Here is a 17,491-nt window from a genome sequence, read left to right as displayed (position 1 = left end):
CCATTCCTCCCCCAATCCTGGCGGAACAAGCAGTCCAGAATCGTTCTATTGGCACCCTTGCCGAGAGAGCGCAAGCCCGCTATCGGCCCGCAAGCGTGCAATGCACTAAATCCGCGCCCGACCGTGATTTATTCAATACATTCACCCGCACATTCACCCGCGCTGCCAAAGCCACGACACCATGCAGATTGCGCTTTTCCAACCCGATATCCCCCAGAACACCGGAACGATTCTGCGCTTGTGCGCGTGCCTGGGCGCGGCCGCCCACATCATCGAGCCGGCCGGATTTCCGACTTCCGACCGGCATTTCCGCCGGGCGGGAATGGACTATCTCGATCATGTCGCCCTTACCCGCCATGACTCATGGCAAAAATTCGAGCGATGGCGTAACGAGGCGGGTTTCCGGCTGGTGCTATTTACGACCAAGGGGGCCGGCTCCTATCTAGATTTCAGCTACCGGCCGGACGATGTCCTGCTGTTCGGGCGGGAATCGATAGGGGTGACCGCCGAAGTTGCTGCCGCTGCCGATGCGCGGCTGGCGATCCCGATCAGGCCGGGCTTGCGCTCACTCAATGTCGCCATAGCGGCGGCCATGGCATTGGGCGAGGCGCTGCGGCAGACCGGTTCCGCGATCCAGGCGGACGCGGTTCTCAAGGAGAGACAGTGAGTTACGCGGTCAAAGAGATATTCCTGACCCTGCAGGGGGAAGGCGCGCATGCCGGCCGCGCGGCAGTGTTTTGCCGTTTTTCCGGCTGCAACCTCTGGAGCGGCCGCGAACAGGACCGTGCCAGCGCCACCTGCAAGTTCTGCGATACTGACTTTGTCGGCACCGACGGCACGCTGGGCGGCCGCTACGCCTCAGCCGACGAACTTGCCGATACGATCGCCGGGCAATGGACCGGCGAGAATACCAACCGCTACGTGGTCCTGACCGGCGGCGAGCCACTGTTGCAGGTCGATAGCCCGTTCATCGATGCGCTGCATGCGCGCGGTTTCTCGATCGGCATCGAGACCAACGGCACGATCGAACCGCCCGACGGCATGGACTGGGTCTGCGTCAGCCCGAAAGCCGGCGCCGACCTCGTGGTGCGTCGCGGCCACGAACTGAAGTTGGTCTATCCGCAGGCCGGCGCGGCGCCGGAAGATTTTGCGGGGCTCGACTTCGAACGGTTTTCGCTGCAGCCGATGGACGGACCCGACGTGATCGAAAACACCGCACGCGCGGTCGACTACTGCCTGCGCCATCCGCAATGGCGGCTCAGCCTGCAGACACACAAGACACTCGGCATCAGATAGGACCAGATTTTCAAGATGTGGGAATTGACGAAATCATTTCGCTTCGAGGCCGCGCATTCACTGAAGGGAACGACCTTCGGCGCAGCCAGCGAGGAAATTCACGGCCACTCGTTTCGCGCCGAAGTGAGCGTGCGCGGCACGCCGGATCCCGCCACCGGCATGGTGCTGGATCTCGGCCTGCTCGAACGCAGCATGGAAGAGGTCCGCAAGACCCTCGACCACAAGCTCCTGAACAACATCGAGGCGCTTGGGACGCCGACGCTGGAAAACCTGTCGCGGTTCATCTGGGAGCAGGTCCAGCACGCCGGCGAGATCACCCGCGTCACCGTTCATCGCGATAGCTGCAACGAGAGCTGCACCTATTTCGGGCCGCAGGGCTAGGTATTCACTACACTACCGTCATTGCGAGGAGCGAAGCGACGACCGCGTCCGCCGATGCTCGAAGAGCGAAGGCGGAAGCAATCCATACTTTTCCGTGGCATGATGGATTGCTTCGCGGAGCCTGTCATCGGGCGGGCATTCGCCCGACCCGTTGGCTCGCAATGACAGAAAGTAACGTTGGGAATTCCGAATGGATATGTCGCTGATCGAGGATCGCAAGACGCGCGCGAGAGCCTGGTTCGAAGCGCTGCGCAACGACATCTGCGCGGCCTTCGAACGGCTGGAAGACGACGCCCCGGCCTCGCTCTATCCCGGCGACCCCGGACGCTTCGTGCGCACGCCGTGGGAGCGCACCGACCATACCGGGAAGCCCGGCGGCGGCGGGGTGATGTCGATGATGCGCGGGCGGCTGTTCGAGAAGGTCGGCGTGCACTGTTCCACCGTGCACGGCGAATTCGCGCCCGAGTTCCGTGCGCAGATTCCGGGCGCGGCCGACGATCCCAGGTTCTGGGCGTCGGGCATTTCGCTGATCGCGCATATGCGCAATCCGCACGTGCCGGCGGTGCATATGAACACCCGTTTCGTCGTTACCACCAAAGCCTGGTTCGGCGGCGGGGCTGACCTGACGCCGGTGCTCGACCGCCGACGCACCCAGGAAGACCCGGACACGATAGCCTTCCATCAGGCGATGAAGGAAGCCTGCGAGAGATCGAACGGCGTCGCCGACTACGACAAATACAAGAAGTGGTGCGACGAATATTTCTACCTGCCGCATCGCAAGGAAGCGCGCGGCATCGGCGGCATCTTCTACGACTGGCACGATTCCGGCGACTGGGACGCCGACCTCGTCTTCACGCAGGACGTCGGCCGCGCCTTCCTGAAAATCTATCCTGAACTCGTGCGGCGCAATTTCGCCCGTCAGTGGGATGCCGCGGACCGCGAGGAACAGTTGATCCGGCGCGGGCGCTATGTCGAGTTCAACCTGCTCTACGACCGCGGCACTATTTTCGGGCTGAAAACCGGCGGCAATGTGGATTCCATTCTCTCGTCGATGCCGCCGGAGGTAAAGTGGCCATGATCGCATGATCAGCTTGTCATGACCGATCGCTAGAATGCGATTCGTGTCATGCATTCCAAGGAGTAGATCATGGATTTGAAACCAGGCGATGTCGTCATTCTAAAGTCCGGCGGCCATCCGCTCAGCGTTGTGGATGTCAACGACGACAAAGTTGCGTGCGTGTGGATGGGCAATGAAGGCGATCTCTTTCGCGAGACGCTGCCATTAGCCGTCCTTGAACTCGCCGAGCCCGATACGTCGGATGACGAAGAGGAAGATGAGGAAGACGACGAAGAAGACGATGAAGAAGAAGAAGAGGAAGAGGACGCCAGCAAAGTCGCCTAAGCGAATTTCGACGTCGCCCGGCATCCACAGCCCGGCGACGTCATTTCCTGGAATTGGACCCCGTGCGGGGGATCTGATATTCGCGGCCAATCGACCGCGGCTTGCCACGGTCAAAAGCGCTGGAAGCGAAATGGCCGTGAAAAGATGACCCACCTGCCCCGCGCCATGCTGATCGACATGGACGACACCATCCTGTCGGCCTATGGCCGCCCCGAGATCGCCTGGCACAACGTCGCGGCGGAATTTGCCGGCGAGTTCGGGCCGCTCACCTCGCAGCAGGTTGCCACCGCCGTTCTGGATTCGGCGCGCAAATTCTGGGCTGTTGCCGAGGCCGAATGGCGGCTGAAGCTGGACGAAGCGCGGCGCGTAACCGTCCGGAACGGATTTGCTGCCCTTGCCGCCGGCGGCCACGCCCTGCCCGAAGACCTGGCGATACGGCTCGCCGACCGCTTCACCGCCTACCGCGAAGAGGAAATGTTCGTCTTCCCCGGCGCGCATGATGCGATCGACGAGCTGAAGGCGCGCGGCGTCAAGCTGGCGCTGGTGACCAACGGCGCCGCCGGCGCCCAGCGCGCCAAGGTCGAACGCTTTGCGTTGTCGGACCGTTTCGATCACATCCAGATCGAGGGCGAGCACGGTTTCGGCAAGCCGGACGAGCGTGCCTATCTGCATGCCATGCAGGTGCTCGGCGTCACGGCATCCGAGACCTGGATGATCGGCGACAATCTGGAATGGGAAGTCGTGGCGCCGCAGCGGCTCGGCATCTACGCCATCTGGATCGACGTGCATGGCGATGGCCTGCCCGCTGATACCACCGTGAAGCCCGATCGCATCATCCGCTCGCTGACGGAACTGCTGCCCCGCGAGCGCTGATAGACCGACTGAGGTTCCGTTATCAGGCTAGCCGGGGCCCATCGCACGATCGCGTGTTGTGAGCTTCCTCACAGTGCGGAAGCCGGCAATTCCAGATTGTGTCGACGTTGCTTCAAGGTTGAAACCCAAGGTTCACCGATGCCGAACGACGACACGCACAAGCCGCCGCCTGCGGCGGATGACATTGCAACGAAATCCGCCCCGCTCAGGTGGCTCTGGAAGTTCAATCACGGGCTCGACATCGTCAAAGGCCTGTCGCTGGTCACCGTGCTGAGCAGCCTTGTGGTCGGCTATTTTCAGTACCTCAACGCCTATCAGGAGAAGGTAGGCAGCCAGGCCAAGGAAGACATGGCCGCGGCGACGGCGACCTTCACGGAGATCTCACGCGCATTCTCCGAAGTACAGGCATTGCAGCAGACGCTTTATTCCGATTTCACGCGCGCCGTCCGGGACAGATCGGACGGAAGCGACCAGGCGCTCCTCACCAAGAACGCGCGCGCGATTTCCGATCGTTACGAAAAAGCGCGGATCGCACTCCGCGAAAATATCGACGTGCTGACGCGAAAGGCCGAAATCTATATCGATTGGGCAAGCAACACGTATCGCGATCCGGCCGAGAAGCATAACGTCGATGCCGATCCGCTGTCACGACAGGTGTTGCGCGACTATGCCTTCGACTGCTCCGACAAATACAATTTCCCGGCGTTCGGAAACGTGCATGTCGAGGACGACGATACGCCCGCCAAGGACGTTGCAGATGACGCCTATTGCGCAATCGCCGAGAAACGGGGCGTTGACGACAAGACCCAGCCGAAAGATGCTTTCATCCGGATCTGCGCCGAACCTCATACGCATAACAGGGTAGCCAAGAGAATCTATTGGTACAGCGCCAAGCACCACGTCCTGACGATGCACTACTGCTTCGAGGCCGCGCACAACAAACTGGCGGCCGCGCGGCAATGGGCCTCCCGGAGCGACCGGGACGCCGCGAAGGAAAGGGAAATCGTCGAGCGCGAGAACGAAATCAACGCCCAACTGGATGATCTGGCCGGGCGGGTCGGCGCGTTCAGCAGCCTGGCGCTGCATCAGATGGAGCGAATCCGGGTGAAATATCGTCCGGTCGGCTTTTTGTGCAGCGTGCCGCTCGTCCGCAACATACCGAGTTTAAACTGCTTCCCGATCCGCACGGCGTCGATCACTCATTAATCCGATCAGTGCCGCAGCACCGCCGTGATCATGACGACGCCGCCAACCATCACGGCGGCGTCGAGAATTGCTGTGTGGATATGCACCGGCATGCGCTCGATGAAAGCCTTGGCGAGGAACGCGCCGGGAATTGCGATGGCGCCGATCAGCAGCGCGAAGGCCAGCACCTGCGGGGTGACGACGCCGGCAATGCCGAACACCGAAATCTTGATGAGGCCGGTCACGACCGAAATCACGGCGTCCGTGGCAATCACGGCGGCCCCTTCGAGTCCGGACGCCATCAATAGCGACAACAGGATCACGCCGGACCCCGACGTGCCGCCGACCACCGCGCCATAGCCTACCGCGCTGATACCGAGGCCGGCATCGCCAATCCTGATATCGCGGTGCTTGGCCAACCGGCGCAGCGGCACGCTCAGGATCAGCATGCTGCCGATCACAAGCGCCGCGCCGGCGCTGGTAAGCCGCGTGTAGCCATAGGCGCCGAGCGCGGTGGTCAGCGCGGCGGCCGCGATCACGATTAGCGCGCGGCGCCGGTCAGCGTAGCGAAAATAGGCCACGAAGCGGCTGATATTGGTGAAGATCGCCGATATCGCGATGATCGGCACCACCGGCTCGGCGCCGACCAGCGGCACCAGCACCAGCGGCATCAACGCGCCGGTGCCATAGCCGGCAAGACCGCCGACGATGGAGGCCAGCAGCGCCATGCCGCCAACCAGCACGAGTTGACCGAGCGAAATGTCGGCGAAGCCGGCAAGAATATTCACAGCCGGTGATCGCGGGCGAAACGGGCGGCGGTCTGGTCGGCGATCGCGGCAAGCGCGGATGCATCCAGCGGAAAATCCGCGGCCAACCAGGCGTCTTCCGCAAGTGTCAGCACATGGCCCAGCGCAGGGCCCTCGGCAATGCCGCGGGAGATGAAATCGGCCGCCTTCAGCGGAAATTTCGGCGCGCTCCAGCGCTGCGGCAAAGTTGCGAGGTCGTGCCAGCGCGCGGCGCCATTGCCGACGCCGCCTGCCCGTGCCCACGCCAGCATCAGCCGGTCGCGGTAAGGATCCTCGCCGAGCCGATAGAGAAGCTGCCGCGCCCGCGCTTCGTCCTTGCTGGCGAGCCGCCACCAGCGATGGCCCATCGAGTCCAGTGCCTTGGTTTCCGCGTTGGAAAGGCGAAGCCGCGCCGAGACGCGCCTGGCGTCCTCAGTGACGGCGACCGTGAGCGCGGCGAGCCGGCGCATGGCGTTCGGCGGCAGCCCTAGCGCGCTTTCAGCCGCTATCATCGCCGCGAACGTTCCGGTGTAGGCGACACCGCCGAAGATCGGCAGCAGCAGCCCGGCATCCGCCATCGCCTGAACCGCAACCGCGGCTCCTTCCGCGATCAACAGCTTCAACATCTCCATCCGCACGCGTTCGGCGGAAAGGCCTGAGAGCCCCGCGCGCCCGTCAATGCAGGCGAGATATCCGGCACGGTCCGGCTCACCCGCCCCGTAGGCGGCATGCATGCGGAAGAAGCGCAGGATGCGCAAATAATCCTCAGCGATCCGCTGGCCGGCATCGCCGATGAAGCGCACGCGTTTGGCTTCGATGTCGGCCAGCCCGCCGACATGGTCATGCACGATGCCGTCGGCATCGACGGACAGCCCGTTGATGGTGAAGTCGCGCCGTTCCGCATCGCGAACCCAGTCGCGCCCGAACGCAACCTTGGCCTTGCGGCCAAAGGTCTCGGTGTCCTCGCGCAAGGTCGTGACCTCGAACGGATGCGATTCGACGACCAGTGTGACCGTACCGTGGTCGATGCCGGTCGGCACGCATTTGATGCCGGCCGCCTTGGCGCGGCGGACGACCTCGTCGGGCAGCGCCGTGGTCGCGATGTCGATATCACCAAGGGGAATTTTCAGAAGCGCATTGCGCACGGCGCCGCCGATCACGCGGGCCTCCTCGCCGCCGCCATTGAGCAACGCGAGCGCGCGCGCGGCCGGACCGGATCTGAGCCAGGGCGCGTCCGCCAGCACGCGGGCCTCGCTCATTTCTCGTCTCCGTGAACCAGCTTGCCGTCTTCCATGTGCGCGGGAACGTAGGTCGAATCCGGCGGCGCGCCGGAGAATTGGGCGAGCAGGACGAAGCTGATCACGACCAGTAGCAGCGATCCCAGCACCAGTTTGGCGACAAGATGAGCCGGCCATGACGAGGACGCGAACACGCCGGCACGGGTGGCGATCAGAAACAGCGCATAGGCCACGAACGGGATCAGAAAAATCGCAATCTCGGTCAGAATCGGACGGATCATGCGAGATAAATCCGCTCATACAACACGCGCAGAATTCCTGCGGTCGCGCCCCAGATGTACCGTTCGGCGAACGGCATGGCGTAATAGGAGCGCTCCATGCCGCGGAATTCCTTGGCATGAATCTGATGGTTTTCGGGATTCATCAGGAACGCCAGCGGCACCTCGAAGGCGTCAACCACCTCGCCTTCGTTGATCGTCAGTTTGAAGCCGGGCTTCACGCGCGCCACCGTCGGCAGGATGCGAAACCCGAAGGCGGTTCCATAGAGGTCGAGATAGCCGATCGGCTCGATGAACTCACGTTTAAGGCCGACTTCCTCCTCCGCCTCGCGCAAGGCAGCGTCGAGCGGGGAAGCGTCGGTCGTATCGATCTTGCCGCCCGGAAAGGAAATCTGGCCCGCGTGGCTGGAGAGATGCGGCGAGCGCTGCGTCAGCAATACGGTCGGCTCGCGGTGATCAACTACCGGGATCAGCACCGCTGCCGGGCGCACCGGCTGCTCCCGCGCCACGATCTCGAGCATGTAGTCGTTGCCCGCGTCACCGGTTTTCGGAATGATTTCGGGATCAACCAGGCCGGGGGGCACGTCGAAATTCAGCCGGGCCTGGCTCCGCGTGAAGAACTCCGCCGAGTTGATCGGAGCCGCCTCCATCTTTTTCAGCATCGGCTCGTTCAAACTGCGTCCCTCACCTGCTGCGCGTCCGCCATCGCAAAGAACTCACCGCCGGACTCGATGCCGAACATCGGCTGACCATCGACCACCCGCTCTTCCCCCATGTCAACCAGATCGTAATAGAGCGCGCGGGTCACCTTCGCCCACAGATCGGCGCGGACGTGCAGATAGGGCGCCAGCCCGCCGTCGGCGGCCGGCTCGAACCGCAGGCGATGGGCAGAATCGCATGGCACCCAGTCGTCAACGTTGGTGCGAAAGCGCAGCAGCCGGCCGCGATCGCCGGCTTCGTTTTGCATCTCCACCGCCAGGAACGGCGCATCGTCCACGCGGATACCGACCTTCTCGACCGGGGTCACGAGAAAGTGCTTACCGTCCTCGCGCTTGAGAATGGTCGAAAACAGCCGCACCAGCGCCGGCCGCCCGATTGGCGTGCCCATGTAGAACCATGTGCCATCGCCGGCGATTCGCATGTCGAGATCGCCGCAGAACGGCGGATTCCACAGGTGGACCGGCGGCAACCCCTTGCCGGCCGAGGTGGCGTTGGCGGCTTCCCTCGCAGCGACAGTCAGTCCTTCGAGGCCTTGAGCGCCGGTTTGCCCTTGCTTCGCCATTGTTTGCCCTGAGTCTAGCGCTCGATCTGGCACGATTGGTGCACATATACCGAGATATGTGTTCCCGACGATTTGTGTCCGTACTATTGCGGATCAAGTCGCCACATCGTGATGCCGTTCATACCCCGAAATACCGGTAATGTGGGGATAGTTTAATTCAACGAATACATGGCCTTTGCACAGGTTTAGCATGAGGTTCGTGGCATGACGACGCAACCAGCGGCGTCATGAAGCGGTTAGATGGTTGAAGGAGAAAGACATGGCGAGTGCAGACGGTGTCGAGAAACTCGAGGACGCGATCGTCCGGTCGGCCGAGCAGGTCGCCGACCAGATCCGCGCCGCGAAGGAAGCAATCTCCACCGTCATCTTCGGCCAGGACCGGGTGATTGAAAACACCCTGGTGACGATCCTGTCCGGCGGCCACGCGCTGCTGATCGGTGTGCCCGGCCTCGCCAAGACCAAGCTCGTCGAAACGTTGGGCATCACGCTCGGGCTGGACACCAAGCGCATCCAGTTCACGCCGGACCTGATGCCCTCAGACATTCTGGGCGCCGAGGTGCTGGACGAGAGCACTACCGGCAAGCGGTCGTTCCGCTTCATCGCGGGACCGGTGTTCGCGCAGCTCCTGATGGCCGACGAAATCAACCGCGCCAGCCCGCGTACACAATCGGCGCTGCTGCAAGCCATGCAGGAACAGCACATCACTGTTGCCGGCGCGCGGCATGATCTTCCCAAACCGTTCCACGTGCTCGCCACGCAAAACCCGCTGGAGCAGGAAGGCACCTATCCGCTGCCCGAGGCGCAGCTCGACCGCTTCCTGATGGAGATCGACGTCGATTATCCCGACCGTGACGCCGAACGCCGCATCCTGTTCGAAACGACCGGCGCGGAAGAGACGCTGGCCAAGGCCTCGATGAACGCGGAAATTCTGATCACGGCGCAGCGGCTGGTGCGGCGCCTGCCGGTCGGCGACAGCGTCGTCGAGGCGATCCTGTCGCTGGTGCGCGCCGCGCGTCCGAGTTCCGAGGACGGCGGCGACAAGCTGATCGCCTGGGGGCCGGGCCCGCGCGCCAGCCAGTCGCTGATGCTGGCGGTCCGCGCCCGCGCGCTGCTCGACGGCCGCCTCGCGCCCTCGATCGACGACGTGCTCGATCTCGCCGAACCCATTCTCAAGCACCGCATGGCGCTAACCTTCTCGGCGCGGGCGGAAGGCCGCACCATTCCCGACGTGATCAGACAGTTGAAGACGCGGATCGGTTGATGGCCGCAGAGACCAGCCACGAGACCAGGGAGATCCTAGCAATCCGACGTGCCGATGGCGAAAGCCGAACGCTCGCCGCATCGCTTCCCCGTCTCGTGCTCGAAGCCCGCCGCATCGCTGCCAACGTCATCCATGGCCTGCATGGCAGACGCCGCGCAGGCGCCGGCGAGAGCTTTTGGCAGTATCGCCGCTTCGTCTCCGGCGAGCCGTCGCAGAATGTCGACTGGCGGCGCTCGGCGCGTGACGATCATCTCTATGTCCGCGAGCAGGAATGGGAGGCCGCGCATACGGTGTGGCTGTGGCCCGACCGTTCGCCGTCGATGGTGTTTGCCTCCAAGGGTGCGCGCGACTCCAAGTTGGAGCGCGGCCTGATCGTAACGTTTGCGCTCGCCGAACTATTGGTTTCGGGCGGCGAACGCGTCGGCATTCCCGGCCTGATGAACCCGACCGCAAGCCGCAACGTGATCGACAAGATGGCGCAGGCGATGTTGCACGACGATGCAGTGCGCGCGAGCCTGCCGCCGTCGTTTGTCCCGTCGGCGCTGGCCGAAATTGTCGTATTGTCCGACTTCTGGTCGCCGATGAGCGAAATCAGGACGATGCTCGCCGGCCTGTCATCCTCCGGCGCCCATGGCACGCTCATCCAGGTCGTCGATCCCGCCGAGGAAACCTTTCCCTATGCCGGCCGGGTCGAATTCGTCGAGCCGGAAGGCTTTGGTGTCATCACCGCGGGCCGCGCCGAAAGTTGGGCCAGCGACTACGTCACGCGCGTAGCACTGCATCGCGACGAGATCCGCAGCGAGACCAACAAGCTCGACTGGTTGTTCTCGACCCACACCACCAGCCGTTCCGCCGCCGAGCTCCTGCTGTTTTTGCATTCGGGCATGATGGTAGCTAAGGGAACCGCGCGCGGCTCAACCGTCAAGGCGGGGCGCAGCGCATGATAGCGGGTCTTCCCCTCACCTTTGCGCAACCGCTGCTGTTGCTGGGCCTGTTGAGCCTGCCGGTGCTGTGGTGGCTGTTGCGCGTCATGCCGCCGCGGCCGAGGCGGATCGAGTTTCCGCCGACGCGGCTCTTGTTCGACATCAAGCCGAAGGAAGAAACCCCGTCGCGGACGCCGTGGTGGCTGACGGCGCTGCGCCTTGCCGCCGCGGCGCTGGTCATCCTTGCCGCCGCAGGCCCGATCTGGAATCCGCAGACCGCGGTCGGCGGCAGCAACGCGCCATTGGTGATCCTGCTCGACGATGGCTGGAGCGCGGCTGCAAGCTGGGACACGCGGATCAAGGCCGCGGACGAGCTGATCGCCAATGCCGAGAACGACCGCCGCGGCGTCGCGCTCGTTCCGCTTTCCGAGCCCGCGCGTGATGTCACGCTGATGCCGGCCGGCACCGCGCGGGTCGCGCTGCGTCAGATCGCACCCAAGCCTTATTCCATCGATCGCGTCGACACCCTTGGCGCGCTCGACCGCTTCCTGAAGACAACTGGAGACGCTGAGATCACGTGGCTGTCCGACGGCGTCGATACCGGGCGCGGCGCCGAATTTGTCGAAAATCTCGGCAAGACCATCGGCGACCGCAAGCTGACGGTGTTCGAGGGCGGCGCAGCTCCGGCGCAGGCGCTGGTTGCCGCCGAAAACGCCGCGGCGAAGATGACGGTCAAGGTGCTGCGCACCACCGGCGGCGCCGCCGCGGGCGTAGTTCGCGCGATCGATGCCAAGGGCTCGCCGATCGGCGAGGCGCGCTACGCGTTTGGAATGCAGGATCGCGAGAGCGAAGCGGCGTTCGATCTGCCCGTCGAACTACGCAACGATATCTCGCGGCTGGAAATATCGGGCGAACGATCGGCCGGCGCGGTGCAACTGCTCGACAAACGATGGCGGCGGCGCGCCGTCGGCGTCGTCACCGGCGCGACCAGCGATACTGCCCAGCCGCTATTGGCGTCGACCTTCTATCTGACCCGCGCGTTGTCGCCATTCGCCGACGTGCGGCTCGGCGACCGCGGCGCGGCGCAGCAGGTGATCGCGCAATTCCTCGATCAGCGGCTGCCGATGATCGTACTCGCCGATGTCGGCACGCTGTCGCCGGAAATCCGCGAGCGGCTGAACGCGTGGATCGATCAGGGCGGTGTGCTGGTGCGGTTCGCCGGCCCCCGTCTGGCGCAGGCCGATGATGACCTGGTGCCCGTGAAACTGCGTCGCGGCGGCCGCATCCTCGGCGGCAGCCTGACTTGGGAAAAGCCGCAGCATCTGGCTTCCTTCGCCGCCGACGGCCCGTTCGCGGGACTTGCGGTGCCCAAGGACATCACAGTGAACCGGCAGGTGCTGGCCGAGCCGGATGCAGTGCTCGCAACCAAGACCTGGGCGTCGCTGGAAGACGGCACTCCGCTGGTCACCGGCGAGCACCGCGGCAGGGGTATTGTCAGCCTGTTCCATGTCGGCGCCGACTCGCGCTGGTCGGACCTGCCGATGTCCGGCAGCTTCGTCGAAATGCTGCGCCGGCTGGTCGACATGTCCGGCTACACCTCGAAACCCGGTGCGGGCGTTGCGAGCGAGGCGACCAATGTCGAGACCGTGGCGCCGTTGCGCACCCTCGATGGTTTCGGCGCATTCGGCCCGCCGCCTTCGACCGCCAAGCCGATGCCGGCGGATTATCGCGACCGCGGGACCTCAGAACATCCGCCGGGCTTCTACGGCCCAGCCGACGGCCCGATCGCGGTCAACACGCTGGCCTCGGCCGATCGCATCGCGCCGCTCGATACATCCTCCTTGCGCGCGCAACGCGCCAGCTACACCAATGCCGAACCGCGCGATTTGCGCGGCATCCTGCTGTCGTCGTCGCTGGTGCTGTTCCTGATTGATGCCGTCGTGGTTGCGATGCTGGGCGCGGGCCTTGCGGCGTTGTGGCGGCGACGCACGGCGACGGCCGCCGTTCTGTTGGCCCTGATTCTGTCGGCGGCCTCGATCGCGCCTTCGCCGACGCGCGCCCAAGGCAACGATGAGTTCGCCATCAAGTCGGTGTCGCAGACGCGCCTTGCCTATGTCGTCACGGGAAATGCCGACGTCGATTCCATCGTCAAGGCCGGCATGACCGGACTGACGCTGTTCCTGGCGCAGCGTACCGCGCTGGAGGCCGGCGATCCCGTCGGCGTCGATCCTGCGCGCGATGAACTGGCGTTCTTTCCGCTGATCTATTGGCCGGTAGTGCCGGGCGCTCCGAAGCCGCCGCAGGATGCCATCAACCGCATCGACGCTTACATGAAACAGGGCGGCACGGTGCTCTTCGACACGCGCGATGCAGTCGAGGCGCCGCCGGGCGAGAACGGCGCGTCGCAGACGCCGGGCATGCGCACCTTGCGCGAAATTCTCTCCTCGCTCGACGTGCCTGAACTGGAGCCGGTGCCGCGCGAGCACGTGCTGACCAAGACGTTTTACCTGCTGCGCGATTTCCCCGGCCGCTTCAATTCGGGCCAGACCTGGGTCGAGACCCTGCCGCGCGAGGATGACGACGATGCAGCCTCGCGGCCGGCACGCGGCGGCGACGGCGTCTCGCCCATCATCATCACCTCGAACGATCTCGCCGGCGCCTGGGCGCACCGGCCGGACGGGCAGCCGATGCTGCCGCTGACGCCGGGCGAGCCGCGCCAGCGCGAATTCGCGTTCCGCTCCGGCGTCAACATCGTGATGTACACGCTGACAGGCAACTACAAGGCCGACCAGGTCCACGCGCCCGCCCTGATCGAGCGGTTGGGGCAATAGGCCATGCAATACGGTATCGCGTTCACCCCCCTCGTTCCGACGCTCGTGCTGTGGATCGCGCTCGCGGCCATCGTCGCGATCTCGGCGCTATTGCTGCTCGGGCGTTCGCGCGGAGCTGCGGTGCGCGTCGCGGCGCTGGCGCTGATCCTGCTGGCCCTCGCCAATCCTTCCTTCACGCGCGAGGACCGCGAGCCGTTGTCCTCGGTCGCCGCCGTCGTAATCGACAAGAGCCCGAGCCAGAATTTCGGCACCCGCAATCAGGAGACGGCCAAGGCGCAGGAGGCGCTGGTCGATACGCTGAAGAAGATCAAGGGGCTGGAAGTTCGGGTCGTCGAAGCCGGACAGGCCGACGGCGAGACCGACGGCACGAAGCTGTTCGGCGCGCTGTCCTCGGCGCTGTCGGACGTTCCCGTCGACCGCGTCGCCGGCGCGTTCCTGATCACCGATGGCCGCGTGCATGACATTCCCGCCAACGCCGCCGCCCTCGGCTTCCAGGCGCCGGTACATGCACTCGTCACCGGACGCAAGGACGAGCGCGACCGCCGGATCGCGATTTCGGCCGCGCCGCGCTTTGGCATCGTCCGACAGCCCCAGACCATCACCTACCGGCTCGACGACCAGGGCGTCACCGGCCAGCGCGCCAGGATCGTGGTGCGCCGCGACGGCGAAGTGATCAGCGAGCGCACGCTCTCGAGCGGCCAAACCGCCAATGTCGAGGTCGACATCAAGCATGCCGGGGCGAACATCGTCGAGATCGAGGCCTCGCCGCTCGATAACGAGCTGACGCTAGTGAACAATCGCGCTGTGGTCGCGATCGAAGGCGTGCGCGACAGGCTCCGCGTGCTGCTGGTATCCGGCGAGCCGCATTCCGGCGAACGCACTTGGCGCAATCTCTTGAAGTCCGACGCGAGCATTGATCTCGTGCATTTCACGATTCTGCGCCCGCCGGAGAAACAGGACGGCACGCCGATCAACGAATTGTCGCTGATCGCATTTCCGACGCGGGAATTGTTCCAGCAGAGGATCAATGATTTCCAGTTGATCATCTTCGACCGCTACGCCCGCCAGGGTGTGCTGCCGATCCCCTATTTCGAGAATATGGCGCGCTATGTGCGCGCCGGGGGCGCGGTGCTGGTATCCGCCGGACCAGACTACGCCTCGACCAGCAGCATCTGGCGCACGCCCTTGGATACGGTGTTGCCAGCAGAACCGGTCGGCGTCACTGAAAAGCCGTTCTATGCGCACCTAAGCGACGCCGGTAAGCGCCATCCGGTGACGCGCGGCCTCGAAGGCTCCGCCAGCGAGCCGCCGCGCTGGAGCCGCTTCTTCCGCACGGTGGACACGCGCAACGCGATCGGCGCGCCCGTGATGACCGGCGCCGACGGCAAGCCGCTGCTGCTATTGTCGCGCTTCGGCGAAGGTCGGGTCGCGCTTCTACTGTCGGACCACATCTGGCTGTGGGCGCGCGGCTACGAAGGCGGCGGGCCGCATCTGGATCTGCTGCGGCGGACGTCGCACTGGCTGATGAAGCAGCCTGACCTGGATGAAGAGGCGCTGCGCCTGCAGATCCAGGGCAAGGACCTCGTAGTGCTGCGCCAGACCATGGCCGACAACGTGCCGCCGGTGACCGTGACGTCGCCGAGTGGCGCCACGAAAGAACTCACGCTGACGGCAAGCGAGCCCGGCACCTGGCGCTCCACCCTTCCCGCCAACGAACTCGGGCTGTGGCAGGCAACCGACGGCGCGCTGAAAGCCCTGATCAATGTCGGGCCGACCAATCCGAAGGAATTTTCGGAGGTCACATCGACGACCGAGATGCTGAAGCCGCTGGCGCAGGCCACCGGCGGCGACGCGCGCCGCGTGGCCGATAGCGGCAGCATCGATCTTCCGCGCGTGGTGCCGGTGCGCGCCTCCGGCATCTTCCATGGCGACGGCTGGATGGGCGTGAAGATGCGCGACGCCAGTGTCGTCAAGGGCGTCGGCGTGCTGCCGATGTTCGCCGGTCTGGTCGGGCTGTTGCTGCTGCTCGGCGCGTTTGCGGCAACCTGGGTGCGCGAGGGGCGCTGATCCCGACGATGATCTTCAGTACCGCCGTCTTATGCGGCCTCGTCGGCGCGGCGCCATCTGGGGAACGGATCGGCCAGTCTGGCCCACGCCTCGATGTGCATTCCCGGTTTTCCCGGAACAAGGCAAGCGTCCAGGCGTGCCTTGATCGCGTCCTGGTCCATGGCCGTGCCGATGAAGACGATCTCCTGTCGGCGGTCGCCATATAGCTCGTTCCAGTTCTTCTTGAGCGACTGCCGCCAGAACGGATCGTTCGGCCAGCGCTCTGCAGGTACGTTGGCCCACCAAAATCCCAGACCTTCGGTCCGGACGATCGCGCCCGCCTGGCTCAATTCGCCCAGCCACTGCGGACGCGTAGCGATCCAGAAATGCCCCTTCGCCCGGATGACTCCGGGCCAAGTCTCCTTCAGGAACTGATGGAACTTGGCGGGATCGAACGGCCGGCGCGCGCGATAAACGAAATTGCTGACACCGTATTCTTCGGTCTCGGGCTTGTGGTCTGCAAAGCCGTACAATTCCTTGAACCAAAGCGGATGTTGCTGCGCCTTCTCAAAATCGAAGCGCCCGGTGTTGAGAATGCGCTCGAAGGGCGCATTGGCGAAATTGGTCTCGACGATATCGGCGGCGGGATTCAGCGCGCGGATGATGTTGCGGGCGGCTTCCAGTTGGTCTTTGGAAGCATCGTCGATCTTGTTGAGCACCACCACGTCGGCGAACTCGATCTGCTCGACCAGCAGATCCACCATCGTGCGCGTATCGTCAGCCCCGAGCGATTCGCCCCGATCGTTCAGGAAATCCGTCGATGAGTAGTCCCTCAGCAGGTTTACCGCGTCGACCACCGTCACCATCGTGTCGAGCACCGCCACGTCGGAAAGACTGTCTCCTTCTTCGGTACGGAAATCGAACGTCGCTGCAACGGGAAGCGGCTCCGAAATGCCGGTGGATTCGATCAGGAGGTAGTCGAACCGATTGCCTTCGGCGAGCGCACGAACTTCCTTGAGCAGGTCGTCGCGCAGCGTGCAGCAAATGCACCCGTTGGTCATTTCGACAAGCTTTTCGTCAGTCCGCGACAGGTTCGCACCTCCATCGCGCACGAGGTCTGCGTCGATGTTGACCTCGCTCATGTCGTTCACAATCACCGCCACCTTCAGGCCGTGACGGTTGTTCAGCACATGGTTTAGCAAAGTTGTCTTTCCAGCCCCGAGGAAGCCGGACAAGACGGTGACGGGGAGTTTGCGCATGGAGATCAAAGAGCCTGTTCAGTTGACGGAGTCCCAGTCGGGGATGGCGAAGCATTTGGGACTCCAGAAGATGTTATGTTATAACATAACATATAGGATCGAGCGGCTGTCAACCGGGAAAATCGGAGCCCGACCAACCGAGGCGGTCGATCAATTACTCTGCAGGTGGCATGCGCTTTGTTCGTCGGCGTAGGAGCATGCGTCAGATGTGTTCGGCCCTTATCGATTCGCGCGGAGTGGTCGGCTCGCGAGACGAGACGGCGTCCAAGCGCATTCGGTCATCCGACCGAGCCAGGGAGCGGTACGGCGGCGCGCGCGCACTCATGAAGCTCGTCCACCGTTGCACTTTTCACACAGGCCGTTCAGATTGTGCTGCCACGCGAACGGGCCAAGGTTGACCGGTCCAGCGATGCCTGATGTTATAATATAACATCGAGGGGGCCAGGTGTGC

18 protein-coding genes are annotated in these 17,491 nt (G+C 64.1%); 11 read left to right on the top strand and 7 right to left on the bottom strand.

The genetic code is table 11. The features are described 5' to 3' along the window. Positions 1-79: 79 nt before the first annotated feature. Positions 80-340, bottom strand: a complete 261-nt coding sequence (locus tag GWE18_RS22580; RefSeq protein WP_275188017.1) for a hypothetical protein — start codon at positions 338-340, stop codon at positions 80-82. Between GWE18_RS22580 and GWE18_RS22575 the strand changes: the two genes are divergently transcribed. From GWE18_RS22575 to GWE18_RS22545, 7 genes are all read left to right on the top strand, one after another. Next, a complete protein-coding gene (locus GWE18_RS22575; protein WP_275188012.1) occupies positions 239-667 on the top strand; it encodes a TrmH family RNA methyltransferase in 429 nt (142 codons plus the stop codon). The genes GWE18_RS22580 and GWE18_RS22575 overlap by 102 nt on opposite strands. Next, on the top strand, positions 664-1,296 hold the full coding sequence (gene queE / locus GWE18_RS22570; protein ID WP_275187910.1) for a 7-carboxy-7-deazaguanine synthase: 633 nt from the start codon (positions 664-666) through the stop codon (positions 1,294-1,296). Before GWE18_RS22575 ends, queE begins: the two co-directional genes overlap by 4 nt. Positions 1,297-1,311: 15 nt before the next feature. Beyond that, a complete protein-coding gene (locus GWE18_RS22565; protein ID WP_275187909.1) occupies positions 1,312-1,677 on the top strand; it encodes a 6-carboxytetrahydropterin synthase in 366 nt (121 codons plus the stop codon). A gap of 190 nt (positions 1,678-1,867) precedes the next feature. Continuing rightward, entirely contained in the window at positions 1,868-2,755 is an 888-nt protein-coding gene (gene hemF, locus GWE18_RS22560; RefSeq protein ID WP_275187908.1) for an oxygen-dependent coproporphyrinogen oxidase, read from the top strand. 69 nt (positions 2,756-2,824) lie between these two features. Continuing rightward, positions 2,825-3,079 (top strand): DUF2158 domain-containing protein, encoded by a 255-nt coding sequence (locus GWE18_RS22555; RefSeq protein WP_275187907.1) that lies wholly within the window; start codon positions 2,825-2,827, stop codon positions 3,077-3,079. A gap of 144 nt (positions 3,080-3,223) precedes the next feature. Beyond that, a complete protein-coding gene (locus GWE18_RS22550) occupies positions 3,224-3,952 on the top strand; it encodes an HAD family hydrolase (protein WP_275187906.1) in 729 nt (242 codons plus the stop codon). Positions 3,953-4,090: 138 nt separating this feature from the next. Further along, positions 4,091-5,158 carry a hypothetical protein gene (locus GWE18_RS22545; protein ID WP_275187905.1) on the top strand — a complete coding sequence of 356 codons (1,068 nt, stop codon included), beginning with the start codon at positions 4,091-4,093 and terminating at the stop codon, positions 5,156-5,158. Positions 5,159-5,163: 5 nt separating this feature from the next. Here GWE18_RS22545 and GWE18_RS22540 read toward each other — a convergent pair whose 3' ends face one another. The 5 genes from GWE18_RS22540 to GWE18_RS22520 are packed head-to-tail and all read right to left on the bottom strand — an operon-like array spanning position 5,164 to position 8,720. Beyond that, complete coding sequence (locus tag GWE18_RS22540; RefSeq protein ID WP_275187904.1) at positions 5,164-5,925, bottom strand: TSUP family transporter; 762 nt, start codon at positions 5,923-5,925, stop codon at positions 5,164-5,166. Continuing rightward, complete coding sequence (locus GWE18_RS22535; RefSeq protein ID WP_275187903.1) at positions 5,922-7,181, bottom strand: CCA tRNA nucleotidyltransferase; 1,260 nt, start codon at positions 7,179-7,181, stop codon at positions 5,922-5,924. Before GWE18_RS22535 ends, GWE18_RS22540 begins: the two co-directional genes overlap by 4 nt. Continuing rightward, positions 7,178-7,441 carry a DUF6111 family protein gene (locus GWE18_RS22530; RefSeq protein ID WP_275187902.1) on the bottom strand — a complete coding sequence of 88 codons (264 nt, stop codon included), beginning with the start codon at positions 7,439-7,441 and terminating at the stop codon, positions 7,178-7,180. Before GWE18_RS22530 ends, GWE18_RS22535 begins: the two co-directional genes overlap by 4 nt. Then, the gene (locus GWE18_RS22525) at positions 7,438-8,112 is read right to left on the bottom strand and encodes a CoA pyrophosphatase (protein ID WP_275187900.1); all 675 of its coding nucleotides are present in this window, start codon (positions 8,110-8,112) and stop codon (positions 7,438-7,440) included. The genes GWE18_RS22530 and GWE18_RS22525 overlap by 4 nt, the downstream gene beginning before the upstream one ends. Continuing rightward, positions 8,109-8,720, bottom strand: a complete 612-nt coding sequence (locus GWE18_RS22520) for a DUF1285 domain-containing protein (protein ID WP_275187898.1) — start codon at positions 8,718-8,720, stop codon at positions 8,109-8,111. The genes GWE18_RS22525 and GWE18_RS22520 overlap by 4 nt, the downstream gene beginning before the upstream one ends. Before the next feature lie 259 nt (positions 8,721-8,979). Here GWE18_RS22520 and GWE18_RS22515 point away from each other — a divergent pair, with 259 nt between their 5' ends. Genes GWE18_RS22515 through GWE18_RS22500 form a run of 4 tightly spaced genes read left to right on the top strand, consistent with a single transcriptional unit; the run spans position 8,980 to position 15,802 of the window. After that, entirely contained in the window at positions 8,980-9,981 is a 1,002-nt protein-coding gene (locus tag GWE18_RS22515) for a MoxR family ATPase (protein WP_275187896.1), read from the top strand. Further along, positions 9,981-10,925 carry a DUF58 domain-containing protein gene (locus GWE18_RS22510; RefSeq protein ID WP_057901175.1) on the top strand — a complete coding sequence of 315 codons (945 nt, stop codon included), beginning with the start codon at positions 9,981-9,983 and terminating at the stop codon, positions 10,923-10,925. The genes GWE18_RS22515 and GWE18_RS22510 overlap by 1 nt, the downstream gene beginning before the upstream one ends. Next, positions 10,925-13,735, top strand: a complete 2,811-nt coding sequence (locus tag GWE18_RS22505; protein WP_275188011.1) for a DUF4159 domain-containing protein — start codon at positions 10,925-10,927, stop codon at positions 13,733-13,735. The genes GWE18_RS22510 and GWE18_RS22505 overlap by 1 nt, the downstream gene beginning before the upstream one ends. Before the next feature lie 3 nt (positions 13,736-13,738). Continuing rightward, positions 13,739-15,802 carry a hypothetical protein gene (locus GWE18_RS22500; protein ID WP_275187895.1) on the top strand — a complete coding sequence of 688 codons (2,064 nt, stop codon included), beginning with the start codon at positions 13,739-13,741 and terminating at the stop codon, positions 15,800-15,802. A 29-nt stretch (positions 15,803-15,831) separates the two neighbouring features. Here GWE18_RS22500 and zigA read toward each other — a convergent pair whose 3' ends face one another. Beyond that, on the bottom strand, positions 15,832-17,040 hold the full coding sequence (gene zigA / locus GWE18_RS22495; protein WP_275187893.1) for a zinc metallochaperone GTPase ZigA: 1,209 nt from the start codon (positions 17,038-17,040) through the stop codon (positions 15,832-15,834). Between the last annotated feature and the right edge of the window lie 451 nt (positions 17,041-17,491).

The organism is Bradyrhizobium sp. CSA112 (genome assembly GCF_029051645.1).
Classification (GTDB): domain Bacteria; phylum Pseudomonadota; class Alphaproteobacteria; order Rhizobiales; family Xanthobacteraceae; genus Bradyrhizobium.
The sequence above is the reverse complement of the archived record's forward strand: the minus strand, read 5'-3'. Positions and strand labels throughout refer to the sequence as shown.

What these genes read in the sequence shown, in the direction of transcription:
- GWE18_RS22580 (WP_275188017.1), bottom strand. Translation starts at nt 340, where the DNA reads ATGATCGAGATAGTCCATTCCCGCCCGGCGGAAATGCCGGTCGGAAGT.
- GWE18_RS22565 (WP_275187909.1), top strand. Translation starts at nt 1,312, where the DNA reads ATGTGGGAATTGACGAAATCATTTCGCTTCGAGGCCGCGCATTCACTG.
- hemF (WP_275187908.1), top strand. Translation starts at nt 1,868, where the DNA reads ATGGATATGTCGCTGATCGAGGATCGCAAGACGCGCGCGAGAGCCTGG.
- GWE18_RS22555 (WP_275187907.1), top strand. Translation starts at nt 2,825, where the DNA reads ATGGATTTGAAACCAGGCGATGTCGTCATTCTAAAGTCCGGCGGCCAT.
- GWE18_RS22550 (WP_275187906.1), top strand. Translation starts at nt 3,224, where the DNA reads ATGACCCACCTGCCCCGCGCCATGCTGATCGACATGGACGACACCATC.
- GWE18_RS22545 (WP_275187905.1), top strand. Translation starts at nt 4,091, where the DNA reads ATGCCGAACGACGACACGCACAAGCCGCCGCCTGCGGCGGATGACATT.
- GWE18_RS22535 (WP_275187903.1), bottom strand. Translation starts at nt 7,181, where the DNA reads ATGAGCGAGGCCCGCGTGCTGGCGGACGCGCCCTGGCTCAGATCCGGT.
- GWE18_RS22530 (WP_275187902.1), bottom strand. Translation starts at nt 7,441, where the DNA reads ATGATCCGTCCGATTCTGACCGAGATTGCGATTTTTCTGATCCCGTTC.
- GWE18_RS22520 (WP_275187898.1), bottom strand. Translation starts at nt 8,720, where the DNA reads ATGGCGAAGCAAGGGCAAACCGGCGCTCAAGGCCTCGAAGGACTGACT.
- GWE18_RS22515 (WP_275187896.1), top strand. Translation starts at nt 8,980, where the DNA reads ATGGCGAGTGCAGACGGTGTCGAGAAACTCGAGGACGCGATCGTCCGG.
- GWE18_RS22510 (WP_057901175.1), top strand. Translation starts at nt 9,981, where the DNA reads ATGGCCGCAGAGACCAGCCACGAGACCAGGGAGATCCTAGCAATCCGA.
- GWE18_RS22500 (WP_275187895.1), top strand. Translation starts at nt 13,739, where the DNA reads ATGCAATACGGTATCGCGTTCACCCCCCTCGTTCCGACGCTCGTGCTG.
- zigA (WP_275187893.1), bottom strand. Translation starts at nt 17,040, where the DNA reads ATGCGCAAACTCCCCGTCACCGTCTTGTCCGGCTTCCTCGGGGCTGGA.